This window comes from Aquimarina sp. TRL1 (assembly GCF_013365535.1).
In the GTDB taxonomy this organism is placed as follows: domain Bacteria; phylum Bacteroidota; class Bacteroidia; order Flavobacteriales; family Flavobacteriaceae; genus Aquimarina; species Aquimarina hainanensis.
In genome coordinates, this window is the sequence record NZ_CP053590.1 from 4,314,571 (window position 1) to 4,328,935 (window position 14,365).

Below are 14,365 nucleotides of genomic sequence, written 5' to 3' on the forward strand. Positions count from 1 at the left end.
TTTTGAGAAAAAAAATAAATTATTTCTTATAAGTATTTGATATTTAGTTTTTTATTGTAGTTAAAATAATTTGTGTTTACATAGAATTGTAAAGTTCTCTGTATTTTTTAGATTCTGATTTTCTTTAATTTAAGCTGAAGTATTTTCTGCAGATCAGACTGGTGTATATAGTGGTAAAACGATTTTCCTGTTTGTTATAAACAACTCCATTTATTTTTATATCATTTCTCAATACACTATTGAGTTCATGCTGTAGTTCTTTTATTTTATGATTGAGATAGTAGGAAAGAATACAGAAGTTAGGATCAACCGTTTGACCTAGTGCTTTAGAGTGTTCTTTTTGTTTTTTTATTTCATTATATACATTTTTTACACCTCTTAGGTGAGAAAACTCTTGATTTCCAAGTGCATCCTGGATAATAGGGTTGCTCGTTGACAATACAAAAGATATGTTACGAACATCCTTATTTTTGATCAATGTATTTATTTCTCTCATGGTAGCACCATCAAAAGAAACAGAGTTTCCAAGAGAGGCATAATAGTATTTTTTATGCCTGAAAGTCTTATTAATGACGGGCTCCAGATAATCCGTAGGGCAAATAAAGTATAAGGATTTGTTCATCAAATAAGGTTTTACTATTTCATGGCTTATCGGATAGCGAAAATACATAACATTTTACATAAATGCAATCATGTTGCATTTGTAATTATTTAAAACTAATAATTTGTTTTCTTATAGGGCTAGGTGAGAGAAGTAGTTGATAGTAATAGTATCTTTTGGGATAAAGAAGAAGTATTTATATAGACTACACATGAAGATAAAATTGAATATGTAAATTTTATACATCAAACATAGTTTCCAGTATAGGAGAACTATGTTTGATAATAGAGATATTTCTTATTTTAAGAAATAAGTTTATGAAATTTTCCCATTTAATTAAGTTAGTCTTTGGTTTCTAATTTTTCCAATTTCGATTGTAGTTCGATAAATTTATCATTAAGAGATTGTAATTTTTCTATTTTCGTAGCCTGCTCTTTTAACTTTTTCTCCTGGGCGATGGTGTACAGTGTCAATTCTTCTATCTTTTGAAGTAATTTAGCATTCATTTCTCCTAGAAATATTCCATTTTCTTTTACTTCTTTGGCACTTGGAATATCTTTTAGGTGCCCCATTTTTGCAATATATTTTTCTACTTGCTCAAGTGTAGGGAGTTGATAGTCATCATAGAAAACAAAGTCAGACCAGTTAGTTTCTACTTTAACTTCTTTTGCACGAACTTTACCATTTACTGCTAATTTCCAGGATCCGGGATTCGTAGTTCCTATTCCAACATTGCCATTAAAAGGGTTTAATAATAATTTATAGCTAGTACCTGTTCCGTGTCCTTGAATTGCAGGTTGTTTCCCATATGTTCCAATTAAAACTTCTCCCTGATCAGTTCCATCCGCATGTCCAATTCCTGCTTGCCATTTTTCTGGTCTTAATGTTTGATCTGACGTACTCGCTCCTTTATTAGATATTTGTAACTTTTTTTGTGGATTTACTGTTCCTATTCCAATATTACCATTGGCTTTGATTCTCATCCTTTCATAAAAGCCAGAATCATTTCCTTGAGTATGTAGCCTTGTTTTAAATACAAGCCCACCTTGGTATGCACCTGTATGGTCTTCCCTTTCATCGACTCCGCCAATTTTAGCTAATCCTATATTTGTTGAAAACTCGATTGCCGGACCATTATTTTTATCATAAACTCCATTATTTGTTTTCAATTTTAAAATTGAATAAGGATTTGTTGTTTGTGATATATTCTTATTAATTGTTAAAACTCCATTAATAGATTGATCTTGTTGCGCTTGTATTTTTAGTACAGTAGCAAATGCGATAATTAACAATAAGGCTTTTTTCATTTTTATATGTATTGATGTTTTTAATGTATTAGTTTTTAATAATAAAAACCAACAATCAGTATATTGAATAGTTGTAAGGGGCTAAAAATAGTGTATCCAGAGGATATTTTTTTTAAAAAGTATTGCAACTACAGGAATTAATTGTATTACTGTATTTTTAGTGTTTGATATACTTTTTAAACCAATGGATTATTTCTTCAAATGAATCAAATTTTGAATAGGGAAGAGAATGGCTTTTTTGGTTATAAATTTTTACCTGAAATTCTTTTTTTAATGTATTTAGCTTTTTTACGAGTTCAATTGTTCCATCTATTGGTACCCTGCCATCCTGACGAGAGTGCAATATATAGAGAGGGGTGTTGATTTTATCTGCCCATTTAACTGCTGAACGGTCATGTATATGTTGTTCCTTTTTTTGGATAAAATCGGGCAGAATATTTTCCAGACCTTTATAATTTAAGTCTTGGGATAGGTCTGTCCACCCTGTTAAGAATATGGGTCTTTTATTCGTCAGGTTTTCAAAATCGGCAATACCTCCAATGACAGCCGCTGCATTAACATTGATATGAGTAAGGCTTTTATAGGTCATTAACCCGCCACGTGAAACTCCTACCATAAAAATATTATCAACATCTATAAAATCAATGTTTTTGATGGATTGAAAGAGTTGAATAACATCCTGGATATCATCACCTCCAATCTGATCATTAGCACCGGATGCTCCAACATATCTGTAATTCGATGCATATACGGCAAATCCATTTTTAGCAAGCGCATAAAAATCAGGAAAATCTTCTTCTGTGATACGCCCTATATTTCCAGTACCTCCTCGGTTGTAAATAATTACAGGAATTTTTGTACCAGAAGTTGTTTTGGGAATACAAGAAAACCCCTGGACTTCCGTGTCATCACTTGTATAATTAAATTTTTCAAAAATATAGTTCGTTTGTTTTCTTGCTATTTCATAGGATAGACTATCATATCTGTATTTTCCCAACGGGCTTATTTGTTCATAGGGCTTGGTAATTTTAACCTCAGATATATTGTATAAACGAGTTTGCGAAAGAAGTGTAAATGGGATTAATAACAAGAAGAATATAAAAAAATGATGTAGGTTCATATGCATTTGATCAGAAGAATATATTATTTGGATGATTGACGAAGGAGAGTCGTATGATATTTTATGAAAGTTTATTCCCTTTAACCAGATAACTGTAACGAATCGATTCCTCTTTGAGATGTAAAAAGCTTTTTCTTCGTTTGTCTTTTGTGAAATTTTTAAAGTCTGTATCTGATTCGAAGGATAAGAAGTGAATTTCATAAGGGATTTCTTCCTGATAAGAAATATATGCACTTTTGTCGGGGCGGATACGATAGATGAGTTTTCCGTTATAGTCTGCCAACAGAGGAATGGCAAACTCTTCGAACTGATGGAATATATCCTCTTTTCCTTCTTGTACAAAAATCATCATGGTTAGGTAAATCATAAGTTTCTATAATTTTATCTGTTTATTTTTCCTATTCTTAGAAGTATCGGAAATGTTACTTTTTTAATTTCGTTATTTTTCCAATAGTGTTGTATTTCCATTTCCAGTTTGAGGACAGGGTTGTAATTATTATGTCTGATAAAATGTTTTACAGCAGACCAGGTATTTAGATACCCAATCAGGTGTGCTAATGACCAATACTGTATATTTTCAAATTCCGGAGCGGGGATTTCATGAAAGGGAAAGGGAATCGTCGCATAGTTTTGATCAATATATTGTCTTTCTTTATCCCAATATTGTCCGATAATCATCGTATAAAAATGGTTGATAAGTGTATCTATTGGGGGAGAAACTTTTATTTTGCCATACCCAACTACACAGAATATAGCGTGTTTTTTAGCAGTTCGATATACTTCAGAATAAAACTTGTCAAAATCAAACCAATGAATAGCTTGCGCAGCAATAATAAAATCAAACACTTGATTGTCAAAATTGGTTTTTTCTGCAGCTTGAAGAGAATATTCTATATTGTCAGTTTTTAAAGCATTGTCTAATTGTGCTTGGCTAATATCCGTAGCAAAAACATAATCGAATATTTTTGTCAACTCATATCCGACTTGTCCGTTTCCGGTACCACAATCCCATGCGTATTTTCGATGTACGCATATTGAATCCAGATATTCAAAAAAAGCAACAGGGTATTTAGGGCGAAATTCTGCATACTTATCAGATTGTAAAGAAAAATTATCTTTCATTTATTGTATATATTCTGATGATTAACAAACTTATTGCTCTTTTGGTAAAAGTTGTTTAAGAGAAAGTGTGATGTTTTTTTCAATTCCATTATCCCGAACGACCAAATTGATATTTTTTTTGAGTACTTTGATTACTTTCTTCCATAATTTACATAGTTCAGTATTAGAAAGGTTTTGTACATCCATTTCATTTATTTTTAATATTTCTATAGACTTTTTAAATTTTAAAAAGGATTCCAGCTCTGTATATTCGTTGTAAAAAACGATTTTATTTTTCTCATAATCAGGAGCAAAAACATATTGATATGTTCGTAGCGTATCTGATTGTATTTCTTTTATAGGGTTCAGATAGAGTTGTTTATCACTCCAGTCAATTGTTACCAAATAATTTTTTAAAAAACCATTACCTAACAAAGAGGACTGGTTTTTCTCAAAGACAACCAGTTGATCATTTAATGCTAGATTCGGGAGATTTACGTTTTTTATTAATGATATATAACTGGTTCCTGTCGTTTCTCCATTAGCTTGTACACCGGTTATTCCTTTTTTTACTGTATAGTGTTTGTCTGATAATTTTAACTTTTTAAATGTTTTATGATCAGATTGCAACTTACTATTAAAACCAGTATCAAAAGTGAATTCTTTTTTTATACCATTTAGAGTAATTTCTATATCAGCTCCTCCATAATTACCCGTTTTTAAAGGGATATTGATTAGTGAAGTATCGCTTATAATTTTTGATATATCGTCCGTGATCTTGATGATCTGTTTTTTATAGTCTATTTGCCATTTTGCATGTCTCATTAAATTGTTACCAATTACCCCATCTAACCGGATACAACCAAGGGTTTTCTGAAAGTGCGAAAAATCTTTAGCATATACTGCGATCTCTTTAAAATTGACATTTCCAATAGATATCGTATCAAGAAGTAAATATTCAAAATCTTCCGTTTTATTAGCAGCGTCTTCGGTAATATTAGTAATTCCGGTATTTTGAAGAGAAATATCATTGAGTATTTCAGGGCTTATTGCTGTTAGGTCCCAACCAGTATCCAATAAAAAATTATAAGCCCTGTTATTGATCTTAACCTTTATAAAAATGAGATTTCTATAATAATCAAATGGGATTTCGTCCAGATAATTAGTATTCGTGACACGTCCTTGTGTTATTATTTTTAGTTTTTTCAAGGCGGTACAACCCGATAGAAATAAGAGAACAAACAAGAATGATATTGTTTTTTTCATAGATGTACTAAACGTTTATTATATACTAATAGGTTCGCTAATTACATGAATAGTAATACTTCTGCTATCTGGCTACGATATCAATATACTAGTAGGTAGAGGGCAGGAACTACTTATGTTTTGATTGTATGTTGGTAATCAGTATACTATATAGATTCGTTTTATACTTATTTTGCTGGCATGAATCATTAGTATAATCCACTTCTAATTCTTTCTACATTTGTATTCATTCTGTGTCTTACAATATTACGAAAAATGAATTGTTTAAAAAGATTCAATTTTTGCTGATGTTTAGTGTAGAATTCATCCGGGCTATCAAATGTGCCGAAATCCTGATTGATTCCTTTATCCTGAATATACGTATTGTTTACATTCCATTCTATGGGTGGGTTTTCAAAATTATCTGTAGCCACTCCATAACCACAGAAGGAAGTTTTGCATTGACTGTTTTTTTTCTGTAGTTTTTTTATGTATTCCTTATCCAGAATCACTCCTTCTAGAAAGTACCATTGTTCGTTTAAGTATACTTCTACCCAACTATGTAAAATATTTCTAGGCGAAAGGACATACCAAATACCATTTAAAGCCCCTTTTTGCAATTTTTTGTCAATAGTAAATCCGTGTATTCTGTTAGGAATTCCAGTTGCACGTAGGAGGGCCATTAATAAACTGGCTTTTGTGTTACATTGACCATATCCGTTTTTTAAAACCTCTGAAGCAGGGATATCATCAGCACTGTTATAGCCAAATTTTATATCATCTCTTACGTAATTATAAATAGCTTTTACTCTTTTTACCGTACTTAAGTCCTTCCAATTGCGATTCTTTATCAGCTGTTGTATATGCAGGTTCGAATAATTTAGAATTTTGGTTTCTTTTAGATAGTTCTTCATTGTTTTTAGCTTTACAGGAATAGATTACCAGATATGATGAATAATACTTTTATTCATATTACCGGGCAAAGTTGCGAAGGAATCTAAATTTAAAATTGTATAAACTGGCTATTCTTTTTGAAACATAAACTTAGGAGTTACTCCAAATGTTTCTTTAAATGTTCTCGTATAATGCGAACTATCGGTAAAACCAAATGTATGTGCTGTGTCAGTTATAGAATGTGTTATCAGATATGGTAATGACTTGATCATTTTATTCCAGAGTTGATACCTTCTGAAATTAAGACCTGTAACATCTTTGAACAAGTGAAGAAACCGGGAAGTTGATAGATTGGATAGTTCGGCAATTTCTTCCAGGCTATATATTTTTTCAAAATTTTCTTCAAAAAGAAGTAATGTGTTACGAATTCTATCATCTTTTGGATGATACTGATCTTCACAATCACATTGGTATTGATACATGCGATTTTTGATATGTAAACAGAATGTGTCGAATGTTATTTTTTTTGTTTGTAGACGGTGAAGAATATGAACTAATTCTTTTTTAAGAGAAGACTCCAGAGAAGTAACTTTTAATGTTTTGTAATTCAAATAGAATTGATGCCCTAATGGACTTAGGGGATTAATTAGTATGGTTAACTGAGGCTCTGGGCTGATTAACTGATGTAATGTATTAGAAGTTATATAAAAAGAGTCTGCGTAGGTTTGCGATGCTCCTTTTCTAGTCATACGCATATTGGAATGTGTAGAAACACTTAGCTGTAATGCATAATGTTTATGAAATTCATTGGTAGTTAAAGCTCCTACAAATAAGCCATAATTGTTTTCAAAATGAAACATCGTATTTTTTATCTTATTATAGAGATGAATGCACCTATAGCGATTTCGAATTTAAAAAATATTTTTATAAAGTATCATATGCTGGTATCCAGAAAATTTACTGAAGTCTATTTTGTTAATGATAGTTTACATCGTATTTTTTACTTTATCAGGTTGATTGTGTACTCCATTGTATACTGACCAAATTATATCCTTTCGAAACTTTAAAAAAAAGATCTGTCAATTCCTTGAAAATATGTGAATTAATAATAAAGGAGCCCTTGAATCATCAAGCACTCCTTTAATTGTATAACTAGTAATTAGTACTAGTCCGGGGAAGTTACCCCGGGTAGGTTAAGAATATATGTTTATTTATGATCCTGGATAGATGATGTTATCTTGTTTTTTGGTAGTTGAACCACTATTGTCACAAGGTCCCAGAAGCTTCCAATCACCTGGAATTTTTTCAAACAGATTTCCTTTGTGTTGCACTTTATCCCCTATGTTATAGGACGTAAATATGCTCCAAACAGGTATCCCATCACAAGAATTCCCTGGGTTTATGTCTTTTCCCGGATAAATAGAGGCGATAAATGATTTATCTGTAGCAGATAATCTGGAGTTGTATCCTACTGAGAAACCATCTAACGTATGCTTAGCCGAAATAGAGTAGTGCATAATAGACTCTGGATCATAGGTACTGTAATTAGTAGAGTTTTTACTATGACGTTTGAATAGGTTATGATCAACTTCTGCTTTTGACCAGTTGTTTGGTGGTCCCGCATAGTAGGCATATACAGCTTCTTTATCCCAGTTGATTTCTGCAACAGGGTTTTGGTGTTCGTGGATTAATCCAAGCGCATGTCCAAATTCATGAATTGTGGTGGCTCTAAAATCCTCTTCAGAAGTATTGTCATTAAACCATCCATAGTGCATGCTACGACTTTGGTAGTTTGCTTCTGTTCCTAAATAAGACCAGGATCCGGCATCATCGGCATAGGCACCTTCCTTAAAAGTAATTTTAATATTGGCATTGCTGGAAGCTGCGACAAAATCAAATTTTATATTAGCATATTTTTCCCATTCTTTTGCATATTTTTTTACTTTTGATTGTACGTAACTGTTTCCGTTTAAGAATTTTACACGAATGGTTTGTCCTGGTTTCCATTGTACATTTTTAGTACTTGCGGCTTTCGTGTTTAATGCGGTGTCCCACTTTTCCATACAAATGTGTAAGCTCTTAGAATCGTTGGTTTGAATGTCTTTTTGGAATTCGACGTCTTTTTCACAATTGAACAGTGAAATAGAAAGCAAAGCGATAAAGCCTGCCTTCATCAGGTTTGTTTTTTTCATAATTATTGTAAAGTTTGTGTATTGTCAAAACGTCCCGGATAAAATATATTTTACACGTACTTCGTTTTAACTGCTTTTTGTGATTTTGATGGGGTTTTTAAGAATAGTTAACAGCTTTTTTTGTTGTGTATAACCTTTTTGGGAGATTCTTGTTAGAAAGATATAAATGCACTACCCTGAAAACAGGGTAATGCGTTTTCACTTAATTCGGTGTTTTGACATCCTGAAGGATCCATCATCTTTGCACTGTTAATATAAATCACGGTTATATACCATCTAAAAAGAAACTAAATATTATGAAAAAAACAGTATTAAACTTAGCATTGATCGTTGCAGTAGTATTTGCTACGTCTTGTAAGAACGAAGCTAAAACAGAAAATGCAGATACTACAACTGAAAAAGTAGAGGAAACAAAAGAAGAGAAGAAAGAGGAAAAGAAAGAAGAAACTGCTGCAACTAATGTTCCTAGTTTTAGTAATGAAAAAGTACAGGAATATGTAAAGGCATACGAAGCGTATATAGCAGAATACAGAAAAGCAGCAGAAAGTAAAAATGTTACTGCTTTAGGAGCTTTGGGAGAAAAAGGACAGGAATTAGCAACGAAGTCTCAGGAATTAACTGCAAACCTATCTGGAGATGATGTACAGAAATTCACTGAATACATGATGGCTAAAGGAAAAGAATTACAGGAATTATCTAATAAATTCTCTGAATAAAGATATTATTTTTAGTTAGTGAGTTTAGTGATAAAGAAGCTGTCTTTAGAATACGAATACACGTTGAGTGAGAACTTATAAAGTTGTTATTTTGTTGATATATTAAGTTAGTTAAGTTCTAATTACATCATTTCGTATATAAAGTTTTAGTGTACAGGCAGCTTCTTATTGCTTAACGGGTTTAAAACGTTGTTGGCTATATTTTTATAATATAGCCAATTTTTTATACTTGGTTTTGACAAATACTATTGTAGGCTATATACAGATTTGTTAGGAATGAAGATATAGGTATATCTTGTAATTTGTTGTTAAATAACGTATAATAATGTTAAAATAATATGTTTCTGATATTTTCCTAATAAATAATTGTTAAATACCCAAAAAAGACCTTACTTTTGCAGCCCAAAAATAGCAAAAGCGTTTATATGTCGGAGACCATTACTAGTACAGAATCAGAAGAGGGTAAAATAGGAAAAGATCTATATAGCTATCAAAAAGGAGCTATTCATAGTATTTTTAAAGCGTTTGAAGATGCCCCCGAAAATTACCATCTGTTATATCAATTACCTACCGGTGGAGGAAAAACAGTAATCTTCTCTGAAATAGTAAGACAATACCTCAAACATTATAATAAGAAAGTAGTCGTACTTACACATCGTATTGAACTTTGTAAGCAGACAGCAGCAATGCTTACCGGGTTTGGAGTACAGAATAAAGTGGTTGATAGTACTGCCAACCTGGATGATCAGGGGAATTATAGTTGTTTTGTAGCCATGGTGGAAACCCTTAATAACAGGCTAAATGAGGATAAGCTAGATATTTCTGATATAGGGCTGGTGATCATTGATGAGGCACATTATAACTCATTCACTAAACTATTTAAATTCTTTGATAGGTCATTTATACTCGGTGTAACAGCAACGCCATTGAGTTCTAATGTAAAATTACCAATGAATGAGAATTACAATGAGCTAATTGTGGGAGAAACAATTGAATCATTGATCAAAAATGAGTTTTTAGCCAAAGCAGAAACATATTCTTATAATGTTGGATTAACATCTCTGGTCGTAGGATCAAATGGGGATTATACGGTAAAATCCTCTGAAGATTTGTATACAAATAGCAGTATGCTAGGGAAGTTGTTGCAGGCATATGAAGAGCGTTCTAAAGGGAAAAAAACACTGATATTCAATAATGGGATTAATACCTCTCTGCATGTGTATGATACCTTTAGACAGGCAGGGTACCCTATTGCACATTTGGATAATACAGCGAGTAAGAAAGAACGAAAAGATATTCTTCAATGGTTTAAAGAAACCCCGGATGCTATTTTAACTTCTGTAAGCATCTTGACCACTGGTTTTGATGAACCTAGTGTAAATACGATTATTCTGAATAGAGCGACTAAATCATTGACTCTGTATTATCAGATGATTGGTCGTGGTTCCAGAATCTGGAAAGATAAAAAGACTTTTACTGTTATTGATCTAGGGAACAATTTTTATCGATTTGGTCCTTGGGGATCAGATTTAGATTGGCAGAAAATTTTTGGCTCCCCGAATTATTATCTGGATACACTACTGAATGATGAAGAGATTGAAGGGAATTTTGGGTATCAGATGCCAGAAGAAATCCGTAAGGAGTTTGCCAAGTCAGAAGACGTGTATTATGATATGAAAAAAGCATATACAGAATCTGTTAGAAAAGGAGAATCTTCCAAGGTGCTACTGGAACGATCAATAATTCAGCATACTAAGATCTGTGTAGAGAATAGTGAAGACGTATATGATGCATTGGCACTCGCCAAATTATTAGGAGATGATATCAATCATCGAATTCAAGCATATGCTAAATGTATTAGCCGAAGTACATACAACTTTTTGGATTGGTTAAGGGATGATTATCGCAAGAAATTAAACTCATATATTCGGGAAAACTTCGATAGAATGTTTGAAGAAATTCATGGATATCCTCCAGAATAATTATACGAAATAATAGTAATTGGTTAAAAAAAATCTTATTTTAATTCTACTCTTTTAGTAAGGAAATTAGGTAGTTCTTAGTGAAAGTTTTGATACGAAAAATCATAATGCCACTGCTGTATATGAAGTATTGCTAATATAAAAAGTAATGGAGAAAATTATTTCTGATATATTTAAGGAACACGTAACACTGACAGAAACAGAGTGGAAGTACGTGAGTACCTATTTTAATAGAAAAGAATTTCCGAAAAACAGCTATTTATTAAAAGAAGGACAGGTCGCTTTCGAAGCATTCAGAATTATAAAAGGATGTTGTAGGGTGTATTATAATTTTGATGGAAAAGAAAAAAATATAGGATTCTCCAGAGAAGATGGCTGGGAAACAGATGTAGAAAGCTTTTTTTATCATACACCTTCCAAAATAAATATACAGGCTATTGAAAATATGACAGTGTATGGACTGACTTATAAAAAGAAAATGGAATTGTTCGAATACAATCGTCAGTTTGAAACTTATTTTAGAGTATTAGCTGAAAAACGAATTACTTTTCTGAATAGTCTTTTGATTAAAAGAGATACCATGAATGCTAAAGAACGTTTTAAGTCTTTTAAAGAACGGCAACCATGGGTGTTTCAAAGAATTTCTCAATATCATATAGCTTCTTATCTTGGAATTACACCAACTGCATATAGTTTGATCCAAAAAGAATTATTACAAGGGTAATTTCTTTAACTAGTTAATTTTTCATCAGAATATCGGTATCTATTTTTGTAGTTATAATTAATAACACAAAATGTGATGAAGAAAATAATATGGACCCCATTTTTCTTAGTAATTGTACTAGCTATTATGACTGCATGTTCTGATGCAGATGAAACTAATACGGAGCTAAGTCAAAAAGAACTAGTAGAACAATTTTATAATACATTATATTCAATCAATCAGGAAAATTTAGAAACCTATCTCTCCGAGGAATATAAAGAACATCAGATAACGGCTAATTTTAGTATTCGGGGGCTTCGATCTTATGCCAGAAATAGGGTAAGAACAAATTCGGATCACAAGATAACGATCCATAGAATTATTGAAGAAGAAGACTTTGTTTTCTTACATGTAGAAGAAACGTTTGGAGATGAGCGTATTGCCAGAGGAGAATTATTCCGATTACAAGATAGAAGAATCGTAGAACATTGGGGGAATCTACAATCACACCCAGAAACAACACCAAATGGGAATACTATGTTTGATGGAGCTTCTGTAGATTATACCGCAACTTCAGGAAGAAAATTTAAGGAAGTTTTCAGGAAAAAAGATGAAGAAATGTTTAACGAATTAGATTATAGTATTGTAGAGGAAACCAGGCATACTACATATGAGCAACATAATCCGTTTATAGGAAATGGAAGAGAACAGTTAAAAGACTGGTTTGATTATATACGTGCGGATGGAGCATCATTTAATGTAGAAAATAAAATTATCATCGCGGAAGGGGATTTTATTGTTCAGTTGAATCATTTTATTGTACATCCCGGACAAACCCAAGAAGCAATGAATGAAAAAGTATTCGATCTGCTAAGAGTACGAGCGGATGGAAAAACAGATGCCCATTGGGATATTATAGAATCTCTAAACGGAGCAAATGAAGAACTTGTTTTTTAGCCGAGAAACAATTTCAGTGGTTAATTGATAGTTAGTTAAGACAGGATGTACATCCTGTCTTTTTTGTATTAGGATACACAAACTTGCTCCCATATCTTTTGTAGTGATGAGTTATAGAAAGTACCTAATCAATTACCTGAAACAATAAAAGGAATTTACAGAGAACACTGCAGATTATTAAATGAGAATAGAACCTTGTTTTACTAAAACCTCTTACTGACATGAAAACGATGTTTCAGAAAAAGAAAATTAATGGATTTGAAATAGATGTAATCAAATCCAATATAAATGTGGTGAAACTTCTCTAAAAGTTGGATTTACTTTTAGAGAGACCATAGTTGTGATCTAATCTGTAATGTATAGCAAAAGGAGGTAATATAAGATGATATCAGAAGTATAATATAAATTTATTAAATACATATATTATATAGATTTTATCATCGCTGAGAATCGAATATTTGAAGACATACTGAGTAATGGTTCGGAATATGTGATTTATAATAGTTTTTTTAAATATTCTTTTTGTTTATTTTTTATGTAAAAGCTAATTTTTTTATCAATATATTATTATTTATTGTTTTTTAGTTATTATTTTTTAGTAATAATAGCTTTTTATGAATGTTTTTTCATTGTTGAATAATGGGTATTTTGAATCAAGGAAATAAAAAAAGCCCCAATTTTGGGGCATTAAAGCAAAAAAATCAGACGATGTACTTAAAATATTCAGTTTGGGAAATATTTCTATGGCTGTTGCTTGGTAGCAGCTAATACAATTTCTCTAATATTTACTCCTTGGGGTTGATTATAGGCATACCATATAGATGATGCTATATCAATAGGAGAGAGTACTCCTCCCATTTCTTTTTTCCATGAATCATATCCATCTTTAATTTCCTGAGAAGTAGTATGTGATAAAAGTTCAGTTTCCACTGCTCCCGGTGCGATGGTTACCATACGTACATTATGTAAGGCAGCTTCTTCTCTGGCATTTTCTGTAATCGCATGTACTCCGAATTTTGTTCCGCAATAAGCAGCGTGATTAGGAAACGTTTTTCGACCAGCTATAGAACTAATATTGATGATTGTTCCTTGTTGTCTTTCTTTCATTCCTGGTAACACCGCCTGCATTCCATGTAATACTCCCAGAATATTTACATCAAACATTTTCTTCCATTCCAATGGATCTTGAGTAGCAATATCTCCTAGTAACATGACCCCTGCATTATTAATAATAGCATCAGCAGGACCAAAAAGAGTTTCTGCTTCGGTAATAGCTTCTTGTAATTGGTCATAAGAAGTAACATCCACTTGCTTACATAAGGTGTTAGGTAATTGTAAATTCTCTAATTTTTCAATTCTTCTAGCTATGAGTAATAAAGGGTGTTTTTTTTCAGAAAATAATTGAGCAGTAGCAGCTCCTATTCCAGAACTAGCACCTGTAATTACAATTAATGGCTTATCATTAGATTTCATTATGAAATTATTTTTAACATTAGTGCTGCAAAATTATTTACTAGAATTTGCTCCCCAAAATACCAATTTTTGAT

14 protein-coding genes are annotated in these 14,365 nt (G+C 31.9%); 4 read left to right on the forward strand and 10 right to left on the reverse strand.

What is annotated here, in order from left to right; all coding sequences use genetic code 11:
• Positions 1 to 124 precede the first annotated feature (124 nt).
• From HN014_RS17705 to HN014_RS17745, 9 genes are all read right to left on the reverse strand, one after another.
• Complete coding sequence (locus HN014_RS17705; protein WP_176030179.1) at positions 125 to 622, reverse strand: hypothetical protein; 498 nt, start codon at positions 620 to 622, stop codon at positions 125 to 127.
• A gap of 320 nt (positions 623 to 942) precedes the next feature.
• Positions 943 to 1,908 (reverse strand): hypothetical protein, encoded by a 966-nt coding sequence (locus HN014_RS17710; RefSeq protein ID WP_176030180.1) that lies wholly within the window; start codon positions 1,906 to 1,908, stop codon positions 943 to 945.
• 157 nt (positions 1,909 to 2,065) lie between these two features.
• Complete coding sequence (locus HN014_RS17715) at positions 2,066 to 3,028, reverse strand: S9 family peptidase (protein ID WP_176030181.1); 963 nt, start codon at positions 3,026 to 3,028, stop codon at positions 2,066 to 2,068.
• 61 nt (positions 3,029 to 3,089) lie between these two features.
• Positions 3,090 to 3,395: a DUF1330 domain-containing protein gene (locus tag HN014_RS17720; protein ID WP_176030182.1), complete on the reverse strand. Its 306-nt coding sequence runs from the start codon at positions 3,393 to 3,395 to the stop codon at positions 3,090 to 3,092.
• A gap of 14 nt (positions 3,396 to 3,409) precedes the next feature.
• Positions 3,410 to 4,150 carry a class I SAM-dependent methyltransferase gene (locus HN014_RS17725; RefSeq protein WP_176030183.1) on the reverse strand — a complete coding sequence of 247 codons (741 nt, stop codon included), beginning with the start codon at positions 4,148 to 4,150 and terminating at the stop codon, positions 3,410 to 3,412.
• A gap of 30 nt (positions 4,151 to 4,180) precedes the next feature.
• Complete coding sequence (locus HN014_RS17730) at positions 4,181 to 5,395, reverse strand: retroviral-like aspartic protease family protein (RefSeq protein ID WP_176030184.1); 1,215 nt, start codon at positions 5,393 to 5,395, stop codon at positions 4,181 to 4,183.
• A gap of 188 nt (positions 5,396 to 5,583) precedes the next feature.
• Entirely contained in the window at positions 5,584 to 6,288 is a 705-nt protein-coding gene (locus HN014_RS17735) for a transglutaminase family protein (RefSeq protein WP_176030185.1), read from the reverse strand.
• A gap of 108 nt (positions 6,289 to 6,396) precedes the next feature.
• Entirely contained in the window at positions 6,397 to 7,128 is a 732-nt protein-coding gene (locus HN014_RS17740; RefSeq protein WP_176030186.1) for a helix-turn-helix transcriptional regulator, read from the reverse strand.
• A 351-nt stretch (positions 7,129 to 7,479) separates the two neighbouring features.
• Positions 7,480 to 8,460 carry a M12 family metallopeptidase gene (locus HN014_RS17745; RefSeq protein WP_176030187.1) on the reverse strand — a complete coding sequence of 327 codons (981 nt, stop codon included), beginning with the start codon at positions 8,458 to 8,460 and terminating at the stop codon, positions 7,480 to 7,482.
• A 296-nt stretch (positions 8,461 to 8,756) separates the two neighbouring features.
• On the opposite strand from HN014_RS17745, the gene HN014_RS17750 reads away from it, so the two are divergent.
• The 4 genes from HN014_RS17750 (at position 8,757) to HN014_RS17765 (ending at position 12,818) form a co-directional block, all read left to right on the forward strand.
• Positions 8,757 to 9,176 (forward strand): hypothetical protein, encoded by a 420-nt coding sequence (locus HN014_RS17750; RefSeq protein WP_176030188.1) that lies wholly within the window; start codon positions 8,757 to 8,759, stop codon positions 9,174 to 9,176.
• A 425-nt stretch (positions 9,177 to 9,601) separates the two neighbouring features.
• Positions 9,602 to 11,158, forward strand: coding sequence for a DEAD/DEAH box helicase (locus tag HN014_RS17755; protein WP_176030189.1), 1,557 nt, complete (start codon positions 9,602 to 9,604; stop codon positions 11,156 to 11,158).
• Positions 11,159 to 11,306: 148 nt separating this feature from the next.
• Positions 11,307 to 11,882: a Crp/Fnr family transcriptional regulator gene (locus tag HN014_RS17760; RefSeq protein ID WP_176030190.1), complete on the forward strand. Its 576-nt coding sequence runs from the start codon at positions 11,307 to 11,309 to the stop codon at positions 11,880 to 11,882.
• 75 nt (positions 11,883 to 11,957) lie between these two features.
• Positions 11,958 to 12,818 carry a hypothetical protein gene (locus HN014_RS17765; RefSeq protein ID WP_176030191.1) on the forward strand — a complete coding sequence of 287 codons (861 nt, stop codon included), beginning with the start codon at positions 11,958 to 11,960 and terminating at the stop codon, positions 12,816 to 12,818.
• Between the two features lie 741 nt (positions 12,819 to 13,559).
• On the opposite strand, the gene HN014_RS17770 is transcribed toward HN014_RS17765, so the two are convergent.
• Complete coding sequence (locus HN014_RS17770; RefSeq protein ID WP_176030192.1) at positions 13,560 to 14,291, reverse strand: SDR family oxidoreductase; 732 nt, start codon at positions 14,289 to 14,291, stop codon at positions 13,560 to 13,562.
• Positions 14,292 to 14,365 lie beyond the last annotated feature (74 nt).

Coding starts and splice junctions, on each gene's coding strand:
- HN014_RS17705 (WP_176030179.1), bottom strand. CDS start 622: ATGAACAAATCCTTATACTTTATTTGCCCTACGGATTATCTGGAGCCC.
- HN014_RS17710 (WP_176030180.1), bottom strand. CDS start 1,908: ATGAAAAAAGCCTTATTGTTAATTATCGCATTTGCTACTGTACTAAAA.
- HN014_RS17715 (WP_176030181.1), bottom strand. CDS start 3,028: ATGAACCTACATCATTTTTTTATATTCTTCTTGTTATTAATCCCATTT.
- HN014_RS17720 (WP_176030182.1), bottom strand. CDS start 3,395: ATGATTTACCTAACCATGATGATTTTTGTACAAGAAGGAAAAGAGGAT.
- HN014_RS17725 (WP_176030183.1), bottom strand. CDS start 4,150: ATGAAAGATAATTTTTCTTTACAATCTGATAAGTATGCAGAATTTCGC.
- HN014_RS17730 (WP_176030184.1), bottom strand. CDS start 5,395: ATGAAAAAAACAATATCATTCTTGTTTGTTCTCTTATTTCTATCGGGT.
- HN014_RS17735 (WP_176030185.1), bottom strand. CDS start 6,288: ATGAAGAACTATCTAAAAGAAACCAAAATTCTAAATTATTCGAACCTG.
- HN014_RS17740 (WP_176030186.1), bottom strand. CDS start 7,128: ATGTTTCATTTTGAAAACAATTATGGCTTATTTGTAGGAGCTTTAACT.
- HN014_RS17745 (WP_176030187.1), bottom strand. CDS start 8,460: ATGAAAAAAACAAACCTGATGAAGGCAGGCTTTATCGCTTTGCTTTCT.
- HN014_RS17750 (WP_176030188.1), top strand. CDS start 8,757: ATGAAAAAAACAGTATTAAACTTAGCATTGATCGTTGCAGTAGTATTT.
- HN014_RS17755 (WP_176030189.1), top strand. CDS start 9,602: ATGTCGGAGACCATTACTAGTACAGAATCAGAAGAGGGTAAAATAGGA.
- HN014_RS17760 (WP_176030190.1), top strand. CDS start 11,307: ATGGAGAAAATTATTTCTGATATATTTAAGGAACACGTAACACTGACA.
- HN014_RS17765 (WP_176030191.1), top strand. CDS start 11,958: ATGAAGAAAATAATATGGACCCCATTTTTCTTAGTAATTGTACTAGCT.
- HN014_RS17770 (WP_176030192.1), bottom strand. CDS start 14,291: ATGAAATCTAATGATAAGCCATTAATTGTAATTACAGGTGCTAGTTCT.